Genomic DNA, 13810 nt, shown 5'->3' with positions numbered 1-13810 from the left:
AGAGGTTTACTTCTTCTTCTTTTTCGGGGTCACGTTTTTCAACAGCGGGCCGGCGGTCGCCACCGCGGTCGAAGCGGGCGAAACCGGCGCCGGGTCTTTCATGCGATTGATGATGAGCTGCTGGCCGATCGTGAAGATGCCGTTGACCGTCGAATACAACGCCAGCGCGCACGAGAAATTATAGCAAAACAGCGCGAACATATACGGCATGAACTTGAAGATCTTCGCCTGCGCGTTGTCCACCGTGGGCTGCGGCGTCAGCCGCATCTGCACCACCATCGTGGCGCCCATGAGGATCGGCAGGATGTTGATCGGCAGACCCAACACATGCGCAATGGTATCCGGGGCCGACAAGTCGTGCGCCCAGAGAAACGGCTGGAAGCGCAACTCCGACGCCGAACGCAGCATCGTGAAGAAGCCCCAGAAGAACGGCAGCGTGATCAACATCGGCAGACACCCGCCCATCGGGTTCACGCGGTGTTTCTTGAACAGCTCCATCGTCGCCGCCTGCATCTTTTGCGGGTTGTCCTTAAACTTTTCCCGCAACGCCTTCATCTCCGGCTGCACCTTCTGCATGCGCTTGGCCGACTTCGAGGCCGCCAGCGTGAGCGGCAGGAAAATCCCCTTCAACAGCAGCGTCGTCAGGATGATCGCGATGCCCCACGCATACTTGGAGCCCGCGAAGAAGCCGTGCAGCCACGTCATCATCGTCAGCAGCGTCTTCGCAAAAAAGCTGAAGAAGCCGAAGCGCATGACGTGATCCTGGTCGGCCTTGAACACATCGGCGTTGGCCAGCCGTTTGTATTCCTTCGGCCCGACGTAAAAATTCAGGCCGAGCGTTGTCTCGCCACCCGCTGCGATCCCCGGCACGTCGAAATCCGCGTTCGCCGTGATGCCGGTGTTCGGCTGGCTCTGCCCGGGCAGCGCCGGCAATTCCACGCGCCGCGTGATCATATCCACCGCCGGCTTGTCCGGCGTGAGGATGGAGACGAAAAATTGGTCCTGCACCGAGCTCCACAGCAACGGCCCGCCCGTGGTGATGTAGGGCAGCGGCTCCGATGAACCGATGCCCACTTTGCTCAGCAACCCGCCGCCTTGGAGTTTGCTCCGCTCCACGAAGCCGTGGTCCTTGCCCGTCGAATAGCCGGTCACAAGTTCGGTGCCGTAGTCGTGTTCGCTCACCAGACCCGCCGTGCCGACGCTCATCGCCACGCGCATGGGACCCGCGTTCTTGTCGGCGAGATTACGAAACGTTGTCACGTGCCGCAGTTGATACGGATCGACTCCCGGTGCCGCCGCCGCCGGCAGCGTGTAGCGGCGCGTCACCTCCAGTTGCCCGTCGATTTGCGCCTGATAGACGACCTCGCGGTCCGTCGCTGACACGAGCTGGAAACGCGTGCGCCGGTCGAGGCCGGGAAAGTCCACCAACGCCAGCATCGGATCGGTATGCTGCGCGTTGAATACAAACGGCTGCGGATCGTTCAACTGCGCCGGATATTTCTTCATCGCCACCGCGCGGATCGCGCCGCCGAAGTCCGTTAACAGCACTTCCACGAAATCGTTTTGCAGCACGGTGACATGCGCATCCACGCTGTCTTCCGCGAGGGTCGCAAACGTCGCGTTGCTCGGGTTCGGCGTGGGGCCGCGCGTGATCACGCTCTCCGGCTCGTGCGCGGGCGTCGGTGCAGCCGCCGTAGTGCCGCCCGGCGCCGCCGGGCTGCCCGGGGCCACGTGGGCCGGGTTGACGGCGGGCGTAGGCGGCGGCGGGAAAAGTTTCGGACCAAAATAAAGGCTGATGCACGCGGCCGCGAGCAGCAGCACGCCAACGAAGGTGTTCTTTTTATCCATTGCGAAAGTCGATTGCGGTCCGTTACGCCGCGGGCACGCGCGAGCAGTTCCAACGCGGCGCCCGCGCCGGAGGCACGGGGTCCAGTCCGCCGGCGCTCAGCGGCGTGCAACGCACCAGCCGCCTCACCGCCAGCCAGGAACCACGCAGCGCTCCATGCGTCGCCACGGCGGTGGCCGCGTAATGCGAGCACGTCGGGTGGAATCGGCACCCGCACGCTGGCCCGAACAGCGCCGGCAGCACCGGCGAAAGCAGCACCTGATAGCCGCGCACCAGCGCCAGCAGCCCGCGAGCCGGGAGGCCGGCGATCAGCGCGGTCAGGGTAGGAGAACGCTCAGGCATGCGGAAAGGTTTTGCGGCACGCGGCCGCGAATCGTTGTTCCATCTCATTCCACGGCACCGTAGTCGCGCTCCGGCGGGCGATGATCATGAGGTCGTATCCCGCCGGCACCAGCGACTGATGCCGCCGCGCCATCTCGCGCAACCGCCGCTTCGCGCGGGCGCGTTGCACGGCGTTGCCCACCGCGGCGCGGGAGGCCACGAATCCGATGCGCGCAGGCCCCGTCTCATCCGTCTCACGTCGGCGCCACCATACGGTGAAAGCACCGCCGTCGAATCGTCGGCCCTGCTCGCGCACCGCGCGAAAATCGCTCTGGCGCCGCAAGTGCTGCTCAGGGCGAAAGCGCATGACGCGCGGCTCCGGGCGGACGCGAAACTCAGACAACCGTCAGGCGCTTGCGGCCTTTTAAGCGGCGGGCCTTGATGACTTTACGACCAGATTTGGTCGCCATGCGGGCGCGATAGCCGATCTTGCGGGCGCGTTTCTTGCGGTGCGGACGGAAGGTGGGTTTCATGAATCCAAGTGGTTAAGAGGTGACGGAAGTGCCCGACGACACCCGGAGTGTCAACCCCTCGTTGCAATGTCCCGCCACCGCGCGCCGGCATAGGGGGTTTCCCCATGCGTGCGACCGGAAAGCGCGGGAGAGTTATTAACTGGCCCCCTCGGCTCGTTCCTATCCTCTACGAGATTGTCCCAGCAACCGGCCGAATGAGTTGACCCCATTCGGCCCTCTCCACTTCCTCTAATTACTATGCGCGCGTCTCCCTCCGCCTTGCGCCAATGCTTCCTCGCATTGCTCGCCGGTGGCGTGTGGCTCGGGCTTTCGCCTCACGCCTCCGCCGAAGTCCCCCAGCTCATCGCCAACCTCAACGTGCGCACGCTCAAGTCGCTGACGCTTGAGCAGTTGATGGATGTCGAGGTCACGTCCGTCTCGCGCTATCCCGAGAAACTCACCGAAGCCTCTTCCGCCGTCCAAGTCCTCACCGGCGACGAAATCCGCCACTCGGCGGCCACCACAATTCCCGAGGCGCTGCGGCTCGCCTCCAACCTCAACGTGGCGCAGAAAAACGCGCACGACTGGGGCATCAGCGCCCGCGGCTTCAATACCGATTTGTCCAACAAGCTGCTCGTGCTCATCGACGGGCGCGCCGTTTACACGCCGCTCTTCGCCGGCGTCCGGTGGGATGCCCAGGACACGTTGCTCGAAGACGTCGATCGCATCGAGGTCGTCAGCGGCCCGGGCGGCACGCTGTGGGGCTCCAACGCCGTCAATGGCGTCATCAACATCACCACCAAATCCGCCGCCGAAACCCAAGGCCTCTACCTTGAGGCCCTCACCGGCTGGCGCTTCGGACAAGGCGCCGCCGTGCGCTACGGCGGCACGTGGTCGCCCACCACGTCCTATCGCGTCTACGCCAAATACACCGATCGCGAAGGCGACATTTTCGCCAACGGCACCACGGTGCCCGATGGGTGGGAGCACACGCAGGCCGGCTTTCGCATCGACGCCGATCCCGGCAACGATGCGCACGTGACGTTCCAAGGCGATCTCTACACCGGGACGGAGGGCTTCGTCACCGGTCGCGCCTCTGAAATAAACGGCGGAAACGTCCTCGGTCGCTGGTCCCGCACCTTGAGCAACGGCTCCACGATGCAGCTCCAGGCCTATTTCGATCACACGCATTTCCGCCAGCCGGTCTTCAGCCCGTTCGCGCCGACGGGCTTTTTCTCCGACGATCTCGATACCTCCGACCTCGATTTTCAGCACGACTTCAAGCTGGCGGAAACTCATCACATCGTCTGGGGCCTCGGCTACCGCCATATGCAAGACGCGAGCATTGCGGCCCCCGGACTCGCCTTCGCGCCCGCCAACCTCATTCAGGATCTCTTCAGCGCGTTCGCGCAGGACGAAATCGCGCTCTCCCCGCGCGTCTCCGTCACCGTCGGCACCAAGGTCGAGCACACCGACTATTCCGGCTTCGAACTCGAGCCCACGCTCCGCTTCCAGTGGAAACCCGCCCCCGACAACCTCCTCTGGGCCGCCGTTTCGCGCAGCGTGCGCACCCCCTCCCGCATCGACCGCGACCTTCGGCAACCCGCCTCCGGCAGCGTGCTGCGGGGCAGCGACAATTTTCAATCCGAGAACCTGGTCGCCTACGAAGCCGGTTACCGCACCCAATTTAACGAACGCATCTTCGCATCCCTCGCCCTCTTCTATAATCGCTACGATGATATTCGGAGCGCCAATGTCACCGCGTCCACGTTCCTCCCACTCTACTTCGCCAACGATTTGGAAGGCCACACCTACGGCCTCGAGTTGACCGCCACCGGCCAGGCGGCGTCGTGGTGGCGCCTCACCGCCGGGTATAATTTATTGCGGGAGCATCTCCGCGTGAGCGATGGCGGCTTCGATTTCAACGTCGCCCGCAACGAGACCTCCGACCCCGCCCATCAGGCTTCGCTGCGTTCGTCCATGGATTTGCCCCACGCCCTCACGCTCGACGGCCAGCTCCGCTGGGTCGACACGCTGCAAAGCCACAACGGCCCGCGCCCCGATACCGTCCCCGCTTACACGGAACTCGACCTGCGGCTCGCGTGGGCCTTCACGCCCAGTTGCGAGTTGTCGCTTGTCGGGCGGAATCTCCTGCACGACCAGCATCCCGAGTTCGGCATCACCGATCCAATGCGGGTTGAGCTGCAGCGCACCGTTTACGCCAAGATCGCCCTGCGCTACTGAGCGCCCGCGTCAACGCTTCCAGTTGAAGCGCGACGCCCCGAGGCTCGAATCGTCCTCGCCGCGGTTGAACACCTTCACCGCCGAGCCCGTCAGCGCCGCAATCACGCCCGCGAGCACCGCGACCGACAGCCACGGCGAAAAGAAAAACTCGCCCAGCAGCGCCCCGCGCATCAGGTCCACCGCATACGCCACCGGATCCGCATGCGCCGCGACCTGCATCCACGTCGGCGCCGACGTCAGCGGATAGAGCGCGCCCGACAAAAAGAACATCGGCAGCAACACCGCGTTGCTCACGATCGGAAACACCGTCACCGACGTGAACCGCGACGCGAACGCCACCCCGATCGCGGAGAACGTCAGCGACGCCAGCGCCATTGCGCCGAGCAGTTCCACGACCGACCACACGCCCAACGGCGCGCCCGCCAGCGGCGCAAACGGCAGCACGATCAGCCCCTGCACCGCCGCCTGAATCCCGCCCGCCACGATCTTGCCCAACGCGATCGCCGGCCGTGGCACCGGCGCCACCAACACCGCTTTGAAAAACCCGATCTGCCGGTCGAACACGATCGAGATCGCCGCAAACGTCGCCGTGAACAGCATCGAAAGCCCCAGCACGCCCGGAAAAATGAAACCCTGATATTTGGCGCCGAGTTGCGAGCTGGACCCCAACCCCGCGCCCAGCACGAACAAGTAGAGCAACGGCTGCAGCAGCCCCGTTACGAGCCGCGTCTTGTCGAGCCAGAAGCGCTTCAGGTCGAGGACGACCACCGCGTAAATGCCCCGCATCATGCGCTCGCCCCTCCGTTCACTTCGCGCCGTCCCGCCACTTTCCCGCCAGCCCGTTCCGCCGCACGCGGCGCTGCACCGAAGCCGCGGCCGGTCAGCTTCAAAAACACATCCTCCAAACTCGGCTCGTGGATTTCCACGCGCAACACCTTCACCGGCAGATGCCGCAGCAGATCGGGCAGCGTCCCTGCCGGATCCGCGTGCACGAGCATGAGCTCGTCGCCGCCCGGCTCCGGCGTGAGTCCTTGTTCTGTCATCCACGCGCGCGCCCGGCCATCGTCATCCGTCTTCAGCCGGATCACCCCGCCGCCAATGCGCGCCTTCAATGCCCGCGGCGTATCCAGCGCCACGATCCGCCCCGCGTCGATCAACGCGATCCTGTCCGCCACTTCCGCCTCCTCCATGTAGTGCGTCGTGAAAAACACCGTGCGCCCCGCCGCCGCCAGCGCGCTCACCTGCGCCCAAAACCCCCGCCGCGCATCCACGTCGAGCCCCAGCGTCGCCTCGTCGAGAAACAGGATCTTCGGATCCGTCACCAACGCCCGCGCCAGTTCCAGTTTCCGCCGCTGCCCGCCCGAAAGATTTTTCGCCGGCCGGTCCGCCGCCTCCGCCAGCCCCAGCTCTCCGAGAATGTCCGCCGCGCGCTTCTTCGCCGCCGCCGACCCGAGTCCGTAAAACAATCCCATCAACAGCAGATTATCGCGCCCCGACAACCGCTGCTCGATCGCCGGCTCCTGAAACACGATGCCCATCGCCCGCCGCACCGCATCGCGCTCTGCCACCACATCGAGCCCCAGCACGCGCGCCCCTCCCTCCGTCGGCGCCCGCAACGTCGCCAGTATCGAAAACAACGTCGTCTTGCCCGCCCCGTTCGGCCCGAGCAGCGCGAACCGTTCCCCGCGTTGCACCGTGAGATCGATGCCCCGCAGCGCCTCGACTTTATCGTAGCGTTTCACGAGTCCGCGCACTTCGACGGCGGGCGCGGAGGAGGCATCATCGGTGACCGTCACGAGCTCCCAACACAAACAACCCCCGCGCCAACGCAAATTTTTCCGCCGTGCCCCTCGCGCGCCACACGTCGCCGTTTTTCGGGTGACGCGCCGCGCGTTCGCTGCAATAGCAGCGGGCTCTCCTCTCTTTCCCATGCCCCAACCCGACCTCGCCGCGCTCGGCAACTGGCTGCACTCCTGGGTGCAACCGTCTGGCGCCATCCACGGTTTTCACAATCACCCCGTCTGGGGTTGCAATCCCTACCGCTGGGCCGACTTCACCGCCGGCCACACGACGTGGGCCTCGCCCTTTATCGCCGGCCTCGCCGAGGCGCACGCGCAACGCCCCGATCCCCGCGCCCGCGAGCTCATCGGCCGCCTCGTGGATTTCCAAACCTCGTCGTTTCTCCCCGACGGCCAATACGACCACATCGGTTTCAACGCCGGCGAGATCTGCAAAAAGGGCCTCATTCATAACGCCGTCCCCAATCTCTCGCTCGGCCTCACCGCCCTCCACGCGCGCGACTGGCTGCCGCCCGCCCGCCTCGACGCGATCCGCGCCGCCATTCTCCGCAACATGGAGACCGGTTGCCTCCCTTACGGTCGCCACGGCCGGCCCGACGAAACCAGCGTGGCCAACCAGGACTACGCGCGCATCTGGGGAAAACTCCTTTTCTTCCGCGCGTTCGACGACCGCCGCTGGTATGATTCCACCCGCGAAGACATTGAGTTCATGCTCGCGCGGTTTCATCTCCGCGGCATGCCCGATGCCGACAGCGCCGGCACCTTGCGCGTGCTCGGCCTGCCCGATCTCCTCGAACCCTCCGAGTATTACGGGCTCATGATTTGCCCGCTCCTCCTCGCCGCCGAAATCTACGGCGAGGAACGCTACATCGAGGAAGCCGGCCGCCTCTGCCGGCACGTCGCCCGCTCACATTGGCTCGATGCCCGCGGCTTCACCCGCTGCCATCGCATGTGGTATAAAGTCAACGGCCGCTGGCAGCTCAACCGCGGCCCGATGCTCATCGCCGGCATGGGCGATTCGCTCGAAGGCATCCAGCGCTACGTGCGCCTCCACCCCGACGCCGAGCTCGAAGCGTTTCTCACCGCCTGCGATCGCACCTACGCCGGCTATCAACACCCGCGCGGCTTTCTCGTTTCCAGCACCGATTGGCAAAGCGAAGTGGACGTCGCGCCGAGCACCGGCTGGCAAAGCCACGACTTCCGCCACCTCGTCCACCGCCACGGCGTCGCCGCGGATTTCTGGGACCGCTTTTTCACGCCCGACGACCGCATCGCCGTGCTCCTCGGCGATCAATGTCTCTGGCTCGAACGCGGCCCGCACTGGGCGATCGGCGATTACCTCTGGCAAAACGTCTTCGACCTCGTCGGCCGCAAAGACCGCGTGCGCTTCGGCCCCAACCTCCCCGACTGGGTGGACGGCGGCTGGCACGCCCCCGCCGATTACGCGATGCCCGGCCGCCCCGTCTTTCTCAAAGCCGACGACCACATCGCGCTCTGGCAGGGCTCCACGGACAACCTCGCCGTCACCTCGATCGCCCAGTTGCCCTACGTGCCCGGCCCCGCCTTGGCGCGCTGAGTCGCGCCGGTGTCAATTCCCCTTCCCCGTCCCGCGCTCCGCTCTGCTCAAAACGGCAAAATATACGCTTCGCAGAGGATCTGCCCCGCACTCTGCCCTTTGAACACCGCGGTATAAACGCCGGGATCCAGCGCCACCAGCAACACGCCCTCATCCGATCCGCTGCTGAAAGGGAAGGCTCCCACCAACGCAAATATCGTTTCGTAGCCGGCCACGAGATTGGGATCGGCGCTCCACACCGCGGAAACGCCGGCCACGGCTTGTTGCGAATTGTATAGCGTAAAACTCGGACCCGCGACCGTGGCCGACGTCACACCGAGATGCGCGAGCGTGCTCCCCGCGGCGCGCAAAAGCACCCAGCGAGGGCCATCCCCTTGCACCACGAAACCCGTGATCGCCGTCCCGCCTGCCGCCAATTCACAGCGATTCGAGACATTGGCGCCGCCGGCTGTGTTCTGCTCAGGATAAAGCGTAAACTCCCGATCATCTCCCGGTGTGGTGACCGGCGTTGTTTGCCTGCCGGAAGTCGGGATGACGAAATACAACTGATCTTTCGCCCCGCCCCCATCGTAGGCGATCGTCGCATGGGTCGGATCCAACGCATCGACCGTGTAGGTGTAAGTTCCTTGGTGCAGCGCACTGGATATCCACGGACCCGCGAACATCGAATTACCGTAAGAATAGGCATTGATTTCCACGTAGGTGTTGTCCGCTTTATATAGAGTAAGACGGCGACTGCTGGTGTTGGTCAGCGTTTGGCTCGACACATACTGAATCAAACAAGTCGGCAACGACGCAGGCGCCGCCACTTGACCCCGGCACGGAAGAACGAGGACGCCCAGCAACGCGAGCACCCCCAGCATCTGCAGTTGGGTTTTCATGGGAGAGGCGGAAAGTTGGTCTCCCCTTGAATATTGTGCAACGCAGACCAACGCCCCGCACTTTATCGATCGACGATCCGCCACCCGTTCGGCGGGAGACTCAATCGGGCTCGATCAGGCTCACTTCAGCGCCAACTCCACTTCGACGCGCAACGTCCCCGCCCGACCGCGCTGCCGCAGACTCAACCGCGGCTGCGTCGCCGCGTGCCGCCAGCCAAACAAACTCCCGTGCCCCGGCTCGACCGCGATCGTCGACTGCCGGCGGTTGCTCGCCCCGTGGTAAACAGTCTCGACGCTCGTGCGCCGCGGATCCTGCAACGGCAGCAGTTCGATTACCGCGTCGACGCCCGCCGGCACCCGCACCACCGCACGCGCCCGCTCGCCTTCGATGATCACGCAGTCGCCCTCGCGCCGTATCGGCAGCGGCGTCGTCCAGTAGAAGATCACGCCTTCCCCGCGCTCGACCTCCCATTCGTCGGTGATGACAAAACGCGTCGGCTGCGGCGAATCCCACGTGCGCCGCCAGCGTTTGAACCAGCCTTCCCAGCCCGCCGCCAGCTCCGCGCTCGCGTGAAACCGCTCCGCGTCGCCCGTGCCCTGCGGCTTGATGTCCGCATAAATCGGATTCGCCGGCCGCGGCCGCTCGTCGTCGCTCCACGGCGCGAGCATCGTGTGCCGTTGCGCGTGCTTCAGCAGATCGGTCACCGGGTTCGCGTAGTCGAGCACGCCGAAATCCATCGCGAAACTCTCCCCCGCAAATTCGAGCACGAAACTGCCCTTGTCCTCGTGCTGGTGATCCCCGCCGGACTTGTTGCCCATGATAAACAACTTCACCAGTTCGCCGGCGTGCCGCCGCACCGAGCACATCATGCCCGTGTCCGGCATCTCGCAAAACGCCCGCAGCGGCGGCCCCTCCGCGGGGATCTCCGCCTCCAGCCGCAACGGCAGCAGCAATGGCGCCGACCCCGCGCGCTGCAGCGACCGCCGGTAAATCGTCACCCAATGCGATTGCGGCATCAACCAGGCGAGAAACGCGAGCCCTTCGCTGATCGGAAACATCGCGTCGCCCGTCAGCAGCATGTCCTGCTCGCGATCGGTCGAGAGCAGCATTTCCGCCAGCCGATCCGTCCGCAGCAGCGCCGCCGGAATCAGATCGCGCGGATTCACGCCGCGCGCCCGCCCATACAGCGTCGCGCATAAAAACGCCTGCCGCGCCGTGTAAGTGAAATACGATACGCCCTCCAGATACCCGCCGTCCGGCAGCAGCGCCTTCGCCAGGTTGTCCTGCAGATCCGCCCACGCCGCCTCCGTGTGCGCCGCCACGCGCGAGCGTTCCGGCGGCGGATAAGGCCCCAGCCGCGCCGGCATGTGCCGCTCGAGTTCCAGCAGCCCGTAAAGCCGCGCCGGCGATATCCACGCGAGCTGGTTGCCGTGATACATATACTCCCACCACCACGACGCGTGGCACATTCGCCCGTGCGCCTCCGTCGCGATCCGGCGCAACACCAGTTCGCGCCCCAACGGCGTGAACCACTCGCCGCACAAATCCAAAATCAGCGCGCAATCCCACGTCGCCACCGCGGCGATGAACCCGCGCTGCTCCCACGTGCAACCCGGCGTGTGCGCGAAGAACACGTCCTCCCAATGTCCGCAATGCGCGATGCTCAGCGCAAACCGCGCCGCCAGCCGGCAGAGCGCCTTGTCCCGCCAGAGCAGCCCCGCCTGCGCCGCGATCGGTCCGTGCAACGAGAGCAGTTTGTGGCTGTCGCGCGCCCGCCGCAGCATGTTGGTGCTCCAATACGGCATGTTCTCGCCGATGAGACTTTCGGGCCGCACCGCGCGCGCTGTCTCCGCGCCTTCGCGCAACTCGCGCGTCACCGGCGACTGCGCAAAACCCGCCCGCACCGCCGCCAGTTCCTCCGCGTCGATCAGCAGTCCGTAGCTCGGCGTAAACGTCGGCTCAAACTCCGCCGGCTGGAGATACTTTTCCCAGCGTTCGTCGTAACCCGTCCACTGCGCCAGATGCGCCGGCAGCCGCGTCGAGCTTTGCAGGCCGAACCACAACAGCCAGCCGGAGCCCGCACCCGGATGCGGATTGCGCACTTCCACCGTGAGCGAGTCGATGCGCGTCGCCCCCTCGAGCGGCAGCTCTTCCTCGCGCCGCGTCGCGCCGACCGGTTCGCCCGTCATCCGCCGCGGCCCCGCGTCGGTTTCCGCCGCGATCGTCACCACGCTTTCCTCCGGCGCGTTGATCGTCACGACGAGGCGATCGTAGTCCGCGCAATCGAACGCCGCGTAATCGCGCCGCATGCGCAGCACGAGGCCGTCCGCCGCCGCCTGCTCCCACTGATACGTGACAAACGCCCAGCCCGGCTTGAGGCTCAACCCGAGCGCACCCGGCGCATCGACTTTCCATTCGTTGATCTCACTCAGATTCTCATCGAAGAACGGTTCGAAAACCGCTTCCGCGCTGTTCAGGGGAATAAGTCGCATGGGTGAAAGGGCGCGCGCACTCTGCCACCCGCCGATCGCGCCGCGAGCCAAACGTCGCCTCCCCTCCCGCCGGCGCCCGCCGCCCACGGTTCCGTCCCCGGGCTCTCGCCGCGGCATCGCGCCACCGCCCATCGGCGCCCCAAAACCATCCGACAATTCTTGCGGCCCGGCGGTCCGCGCTCCCATTAGTCATCGCCGCATCCCCCTCTCCGCGGCCTGCCTCCCTGCCACCTGACGTCCACCCCATGACCGAGCCACTCAAGATCAACTGGTATCGCACGAAGGTCGACCGCGCCGTGATGAGCGACCTCATGCGTAAGAGCGACGCCCGCGCGTTTGCGCAAGTTCTCCCGCAGCTCGCCCTCTACGCCGTCACCGCCACGCTCGCCTGCCTCGCGTTTCGCCAGGTCCACGTCACCACGTGGCCGTGGGCGCTGCCGCTCCTGCTGCTCGCGCTGTTTGTGCACGGCACCTTCGCCAGTTTTTTCGGCGGCATCGCCTGCCACGAGCTGTGCCACAAGACGCCGTTCGCGACCCAATCGCTCAACACGTTCTTCCTGAAAATCTACGCGTTCCTCGCCTGGTTCGACCCCATCGGCTATCGCGCCAGCCACATTCGCCACCACCAGGCCACTGTGCACCACGACCACGACGGCGAGGTCGTCCTCCCGCAGGGCCTGGACTGGCACGGCGTGAAATTCGTCCTCACCGCGCTCACCTTCAGCCCGACCGGCCTGCTCAAACTCCTGCGCTTCTGGATCGCCGCCGCGTGCGGCGATCTCTCGCACGACGGGTTTTTCAAAGCCTGGTGGCTCCAGCGGGTCGTGCCCGCCGCAAATCCCGCCCTGCGCCGCGAACTCCGCACGTGGGCTCGCACTGTCCTCCTTGGCCATCTCGCCCTCGCCGCGATCTTCATCGCCACCGGCCACTGGTTTCTCATCGTTGTCATCACCTTCGGGTGCCAATACTGCGGCTGGTTTGTGACGCTCTGCGGCGCTGCGCAACATGTCGGCCTCTCCTCCGACGTCGCCGATTTCCGCCTCAACACCCGCACCTACACCTGCGGCTGGCTCCCCGCCTTTTGCTACTGGAACATGCAATATCACGTGGAGCACCACATGTTCCCCGCCGTCCCCTTTTATAACCTGCCGCGTCTGCGCGCCGCCATCGCCCACGACCTCCCGCCCGCGCCGCACGGCCTGTGGGCGACATGGCAGGTTCTCCTGCCGATCCTCCGCCGCCAGCGCACGGAACCCGGTTACGTTTACGTCCCGGCCTTGCCGATGCACGAGGGCGATCGCATCACCGACTCCGCCCTTCTCGCCGAAGCCGCGCAGTGATCCGCCCGAACTTCCTCGCCAGCCGGCGCGAAATGGCTGGCCATCGCCCTCGCGCACCAACTATCGCAGTGCCGATTACCTCATGATTTGCCGCCGCTTCGGACTCCTCCTTCTTCCCCTGGCTTTGTTCAGCGGCTGTCAGATCGCCGGCGAACTCAGCCCGCTGTTTCGCCCCGATCCCGATCTCTGGCAGATGCGCTCCGTCGTTCGCCTCGCGCCCGCGGCGGCCGCCGTCGAGGTGCACACCGTTCCTGACCTCGTGCCGGAAACGAACCGCTATCTCCGCCAAGGCTATTTCCAAGTCGGCAGCACGCGCTTCTTCACCGCTGAGGTGGTGCCCGATTCGTGGCTCCAGACGCAGGCCCGCGCCGCCGGTGCCGACGTCGTCCTCGCCAACAACGAATACATGGGCGAGGAACACACGATGGCCGTCGTCGCGTTCACCGGCGTGCCCATCCCGATCGTCCGCCACAAGTATCGTTTTTCCGCCGCCTTCCTGCGCAAGGTCGACCGGCTCGTCCTCGGCGTACACGTGGACGATCTCTCGAGCGACGATCGCTACAACCTGCAACGCACCGCCGGCGTAAAGGTGGTCGCTGTGATCGACAACACCTCGGCCGCCCGCGCCGGCCTCCAGCCCGGCGATGTGCTGATCACCGCGGGCGATATCCATCTCGTTTCCGCGGAAACGCTCTTCGAAGCCGAGGCCCAGCTCGCCGGCCAGGATGTCATGCTGCGCCTCATCCGCGAAGGCGAAGTGTTGGAAACGAACGTTCGCTTCGAGAAATTGTAAGCCCG

At 65.5% G+C, this 13810-nt stretch carries 12 protein-coding genes; 4 read left to right on the top strand and 8 right to left on the bottom strand.

Going from position 1 to position 13810, the window contains the following annotated elements:
* Positions 1-6: 6 nt before the first annotated feature.
* From K0B96_RS01090 to rpmH, 4 genes are read right to left on the bottom strand one after another with little or no spacing between them, the layout of a single operon-like run.
* Positions 7-1848, bottom strand: coding sequence for a YidC/Oxa1 family insertase periplasmic-domain containing protein (locus tag K0B96_RS01090; RefSeq protein ID WP_220162869.1), 1842 nt, complete (start codon positions 1846-1848; stop codon positions 7-9).
* 22 nt (positions 1849-1870) lie between these two features.
* Positions 1871-2188, bottom strand: coding sequence for a membrane protein insertion efficiency factor YidD (gene yidD / locus K0B96_RS01085; RefSeq protein WP_220162867.1), 318 nt, complete (start codon positions 2186-2188; stop codon positions 1871-1873).
* Entirely contained in the window at positions 2181-2534 is a 354-nt protein-coding gene (gene rnpA, locus K0B96_RS01080; protein WP_220162858.1) for a ribonuclease P protein component, read from the bottom strand. The genes yidD and rnpA overlap by 8 nt, the downstream gene beginning before the upstream one ends.
* A 28-nt stretch (positions 2535-2562) precedes the next feature.
* A complete protein-coding gene (rpmH, locus tag K0B96_RS01075) occupies positions 2563-2700 on the bottom strand; it encodes a 50S ribosomal protein L34 (protein ID WP_220162856.1) in 138 nt (45 codons plus the stop codon).
* Between the two features lie 237 nt (positions 2701-2937).
* Between rpmH and K0B96_RS01070 the strand changes: the two genes are divergently transcribed.
* The gene (locus K0B96_RS01070) at positions 2938-4923 is read left to right on the top strand and encodes a TOL_0244 family TonB-dependent receptor (RefSeq protein ID WP_220162848.1); all 1986 of its coding nucleotides are present in this window, start codon (positions 2938-2940) and stop codon (positions 4921-4923) included.
* Between the two features lie 9 nt (positions 4924-4932).
* Here the strand turns inward: K0B96_RS01070 and K0B96_RS01065 are convergent, their stop codons facing one another.
* Together K0B96_RS01065 and K0B96_RS01060 are read right to left on the bottom strand one after the other, a co-directional pair.
* Positions 4933-5712: an ABC transporter permease gene (locus tag K0B96_RS01065; RefSeq protein ID WP_220162846.1), complete on the bottom strand. Its 780-nt coding sequence runs from the start codon at positions 5710-5712 to the stop codon at positions 4933-4935.
* Positions 5709-6719: an ABC transporter ATP-binding protein gene (locus K0B96_RS01060; protein WP_220162845.1), complete on the bottom strand. Its 1011-nt coding sequence runs from the start codon at positions 6717-6719 to the stop codon at positions 5709-5711. The genes K0B96_RS01065 and K0B96_RS01060 overlap by 4 nt, the downstream gene beginning before the upstream one ends.
* A gap of 133 nt (positions 6720-6852) precedes the next feature.
* Here K0B96_RS01060 and K0B96_RS01055 point away from each other — a divergent pair, with 133 nt between their 5' ends.
* Entirely contained in the window at positions 6853-8298 is a 1446-nt protein-coding gene (locus K0B96_RS01055) for a hypothetical protein (protein WP_220162843.1), read from the top strand.
* 47 nt (positions 8299-8345) lie between these two features.
* On the opposite strand, the gene K0B96_RS01050 is transcribed toward K0B96_RS01055, so the two are convergent.
* Together K0B96_RS01050 and K0B96_RS01045 are read right to left on the bottom strand one after the other, a co-directional pair.
* Positions 8346-9179, bottom strand: a complete 834-nt coding sequence (locus K0B96_RS01050) for a hypothetical protein (RefSeq protein WP_220162841.1) — start codon at positions 9177-9179, stop codon at positions 8346-8348.
* A 120-nt stretch (positions 9180-9299) separates the two neighbouring features.
* Positions 9300-11672 carry a heparinase II/III domain-containing protein gene (locus K0B96_RS01045; RefSeq protein WP_220162839.1) on the bottom strand — a complete coding sequence of 791 codons (2373 nt, stop codon included), beginning with the start codon at positions 11670-11672 and terminating at the stop codon, positions 9300-9302.
* Positions 11673-11917: 245 nt separating this feature from the next.
* Here K0B96_RS01045 and K0B96_RS01040 point away from each other — a divergent pair, with 245 nt between their 5' ends.
* Positions 11918-13012 carry a fatty acid desaturase gene (locus K0B96_RS01040; protein ID WP_220162837.1) on the top strand — a complete coding sequence of 365 codons (1095 nt, stop codon included), beginning with the start codon at positions 11918-11920 and terminating at the stop codon, positions 13010-13012.
* An 82-nt stretch (positions 13013-13094) separates the two neighbouring features.
* Positions 13095-13805, top strand: a complete 711-nt coding sequence (locus tag K0B96_RS01035) for a PDZ domain-containing protein (protein WP_220162835.1) — start codon at positions 13095-13097, stop codon at positions 13803-13805.
* The last annotated feature ends 5 nt before the right edge of the window (positions 13806-13810 follow it).

It is taken from the genome of Horticoccus luteus (assembly GCF_019464535.1).
Lineage (GTDB): Bacteria > Verrucomicrobiota > Verrucomicrobiia > Opitutales > Opitutaceae > Horticoccus > Horticoccus luteus.
Note: the sequence above shows the minus strand (reverse complement) of the source record. Positions and strands in the feature narration are given on the sequence as shown.

Excerpts from the sequence above, each read along its gene's own strand:
- K0B96_RS01090 (WP_220162869.1), bottom strand. The coding sequence starts at position 1,848 with ATGGATAAAAAGAACACCTTCGTTGGCGTGCTGCTGCTCGCGGCCGCG.
- rpmH (WP_220162856.1), bottom strand. The coding sequence starts at position 2,700 with ATGAAACCCACCTTCCGTCCGCACCGCAAGAAACGCGCCCGCAAGATC.
- K0B96_RS01065 (WP_220162846.1), bottom strand. The coding sequence starts at position 5,712 with ATGATGCGGGGCATTTACGCGGTGGTCGTCCTCGACCTGAAGCGCTTC.
- yidD (WP_220162867.1), bottom strand. The coding sequence starts at position 2,188 with ATGCCTGAGCGTTCTCCTACCCTGACCGCGCTGATCGCCGGCCTCCCG.
- rnpA (WP_220162858.1), bottom strand. The coding sequence starts at position 2,534 with ATGCGCTTTCGCCCTGAGCAGCACTTGCGGCGCCAGAGCGATTTTCGC.
- K0B96_RS01045 (WP_220162839.1), bottom strand. The coding sequence starts at position 11,672 with ATGCGACTTATTCCCCTGAACAGCGCGGAAGCGGTTTTCGAACCGTTC.
- K0B96_RS01055 (WP_220162843.1), top strand. The coding sequence starts at position 6,853 with ATGCCCCAACCCGACCTCGCCGCGCTCGGCAACTGGCTGCACTCCTGG.
- K0B96_RS01040 (WP_220162837.1), top strand. The coding sequence starts at position 11,918 with ATGACCGAGCCACTCAAGATCAACTGGTATCGCACGAAGGTCGACCGC.
- K0B96_RS01070 (WP_220162848.1), top strand. The coding sequence starts at position 2,938 with ATGCGCGCGTCTCCCTCCGCCTTGCGCCAATGCTTCCTCGCATTGCTC.
- K0B96_RS01035 (WP_220162835.1), top strand. The coding sequence starts at position 13,095 with ATGATTTGCCGCCGCTTCGGACTCCTCCTTCTTCCCCTGGCTTTGTTC.
- K0B96_RS01050 (WP_220162841.1), bottom strand. The coding sequence starts at position 9,179 with ATGAAAACCCAACTGCAGATGCTGGGGGTGCTCGCGTTGCTGGGCGTC.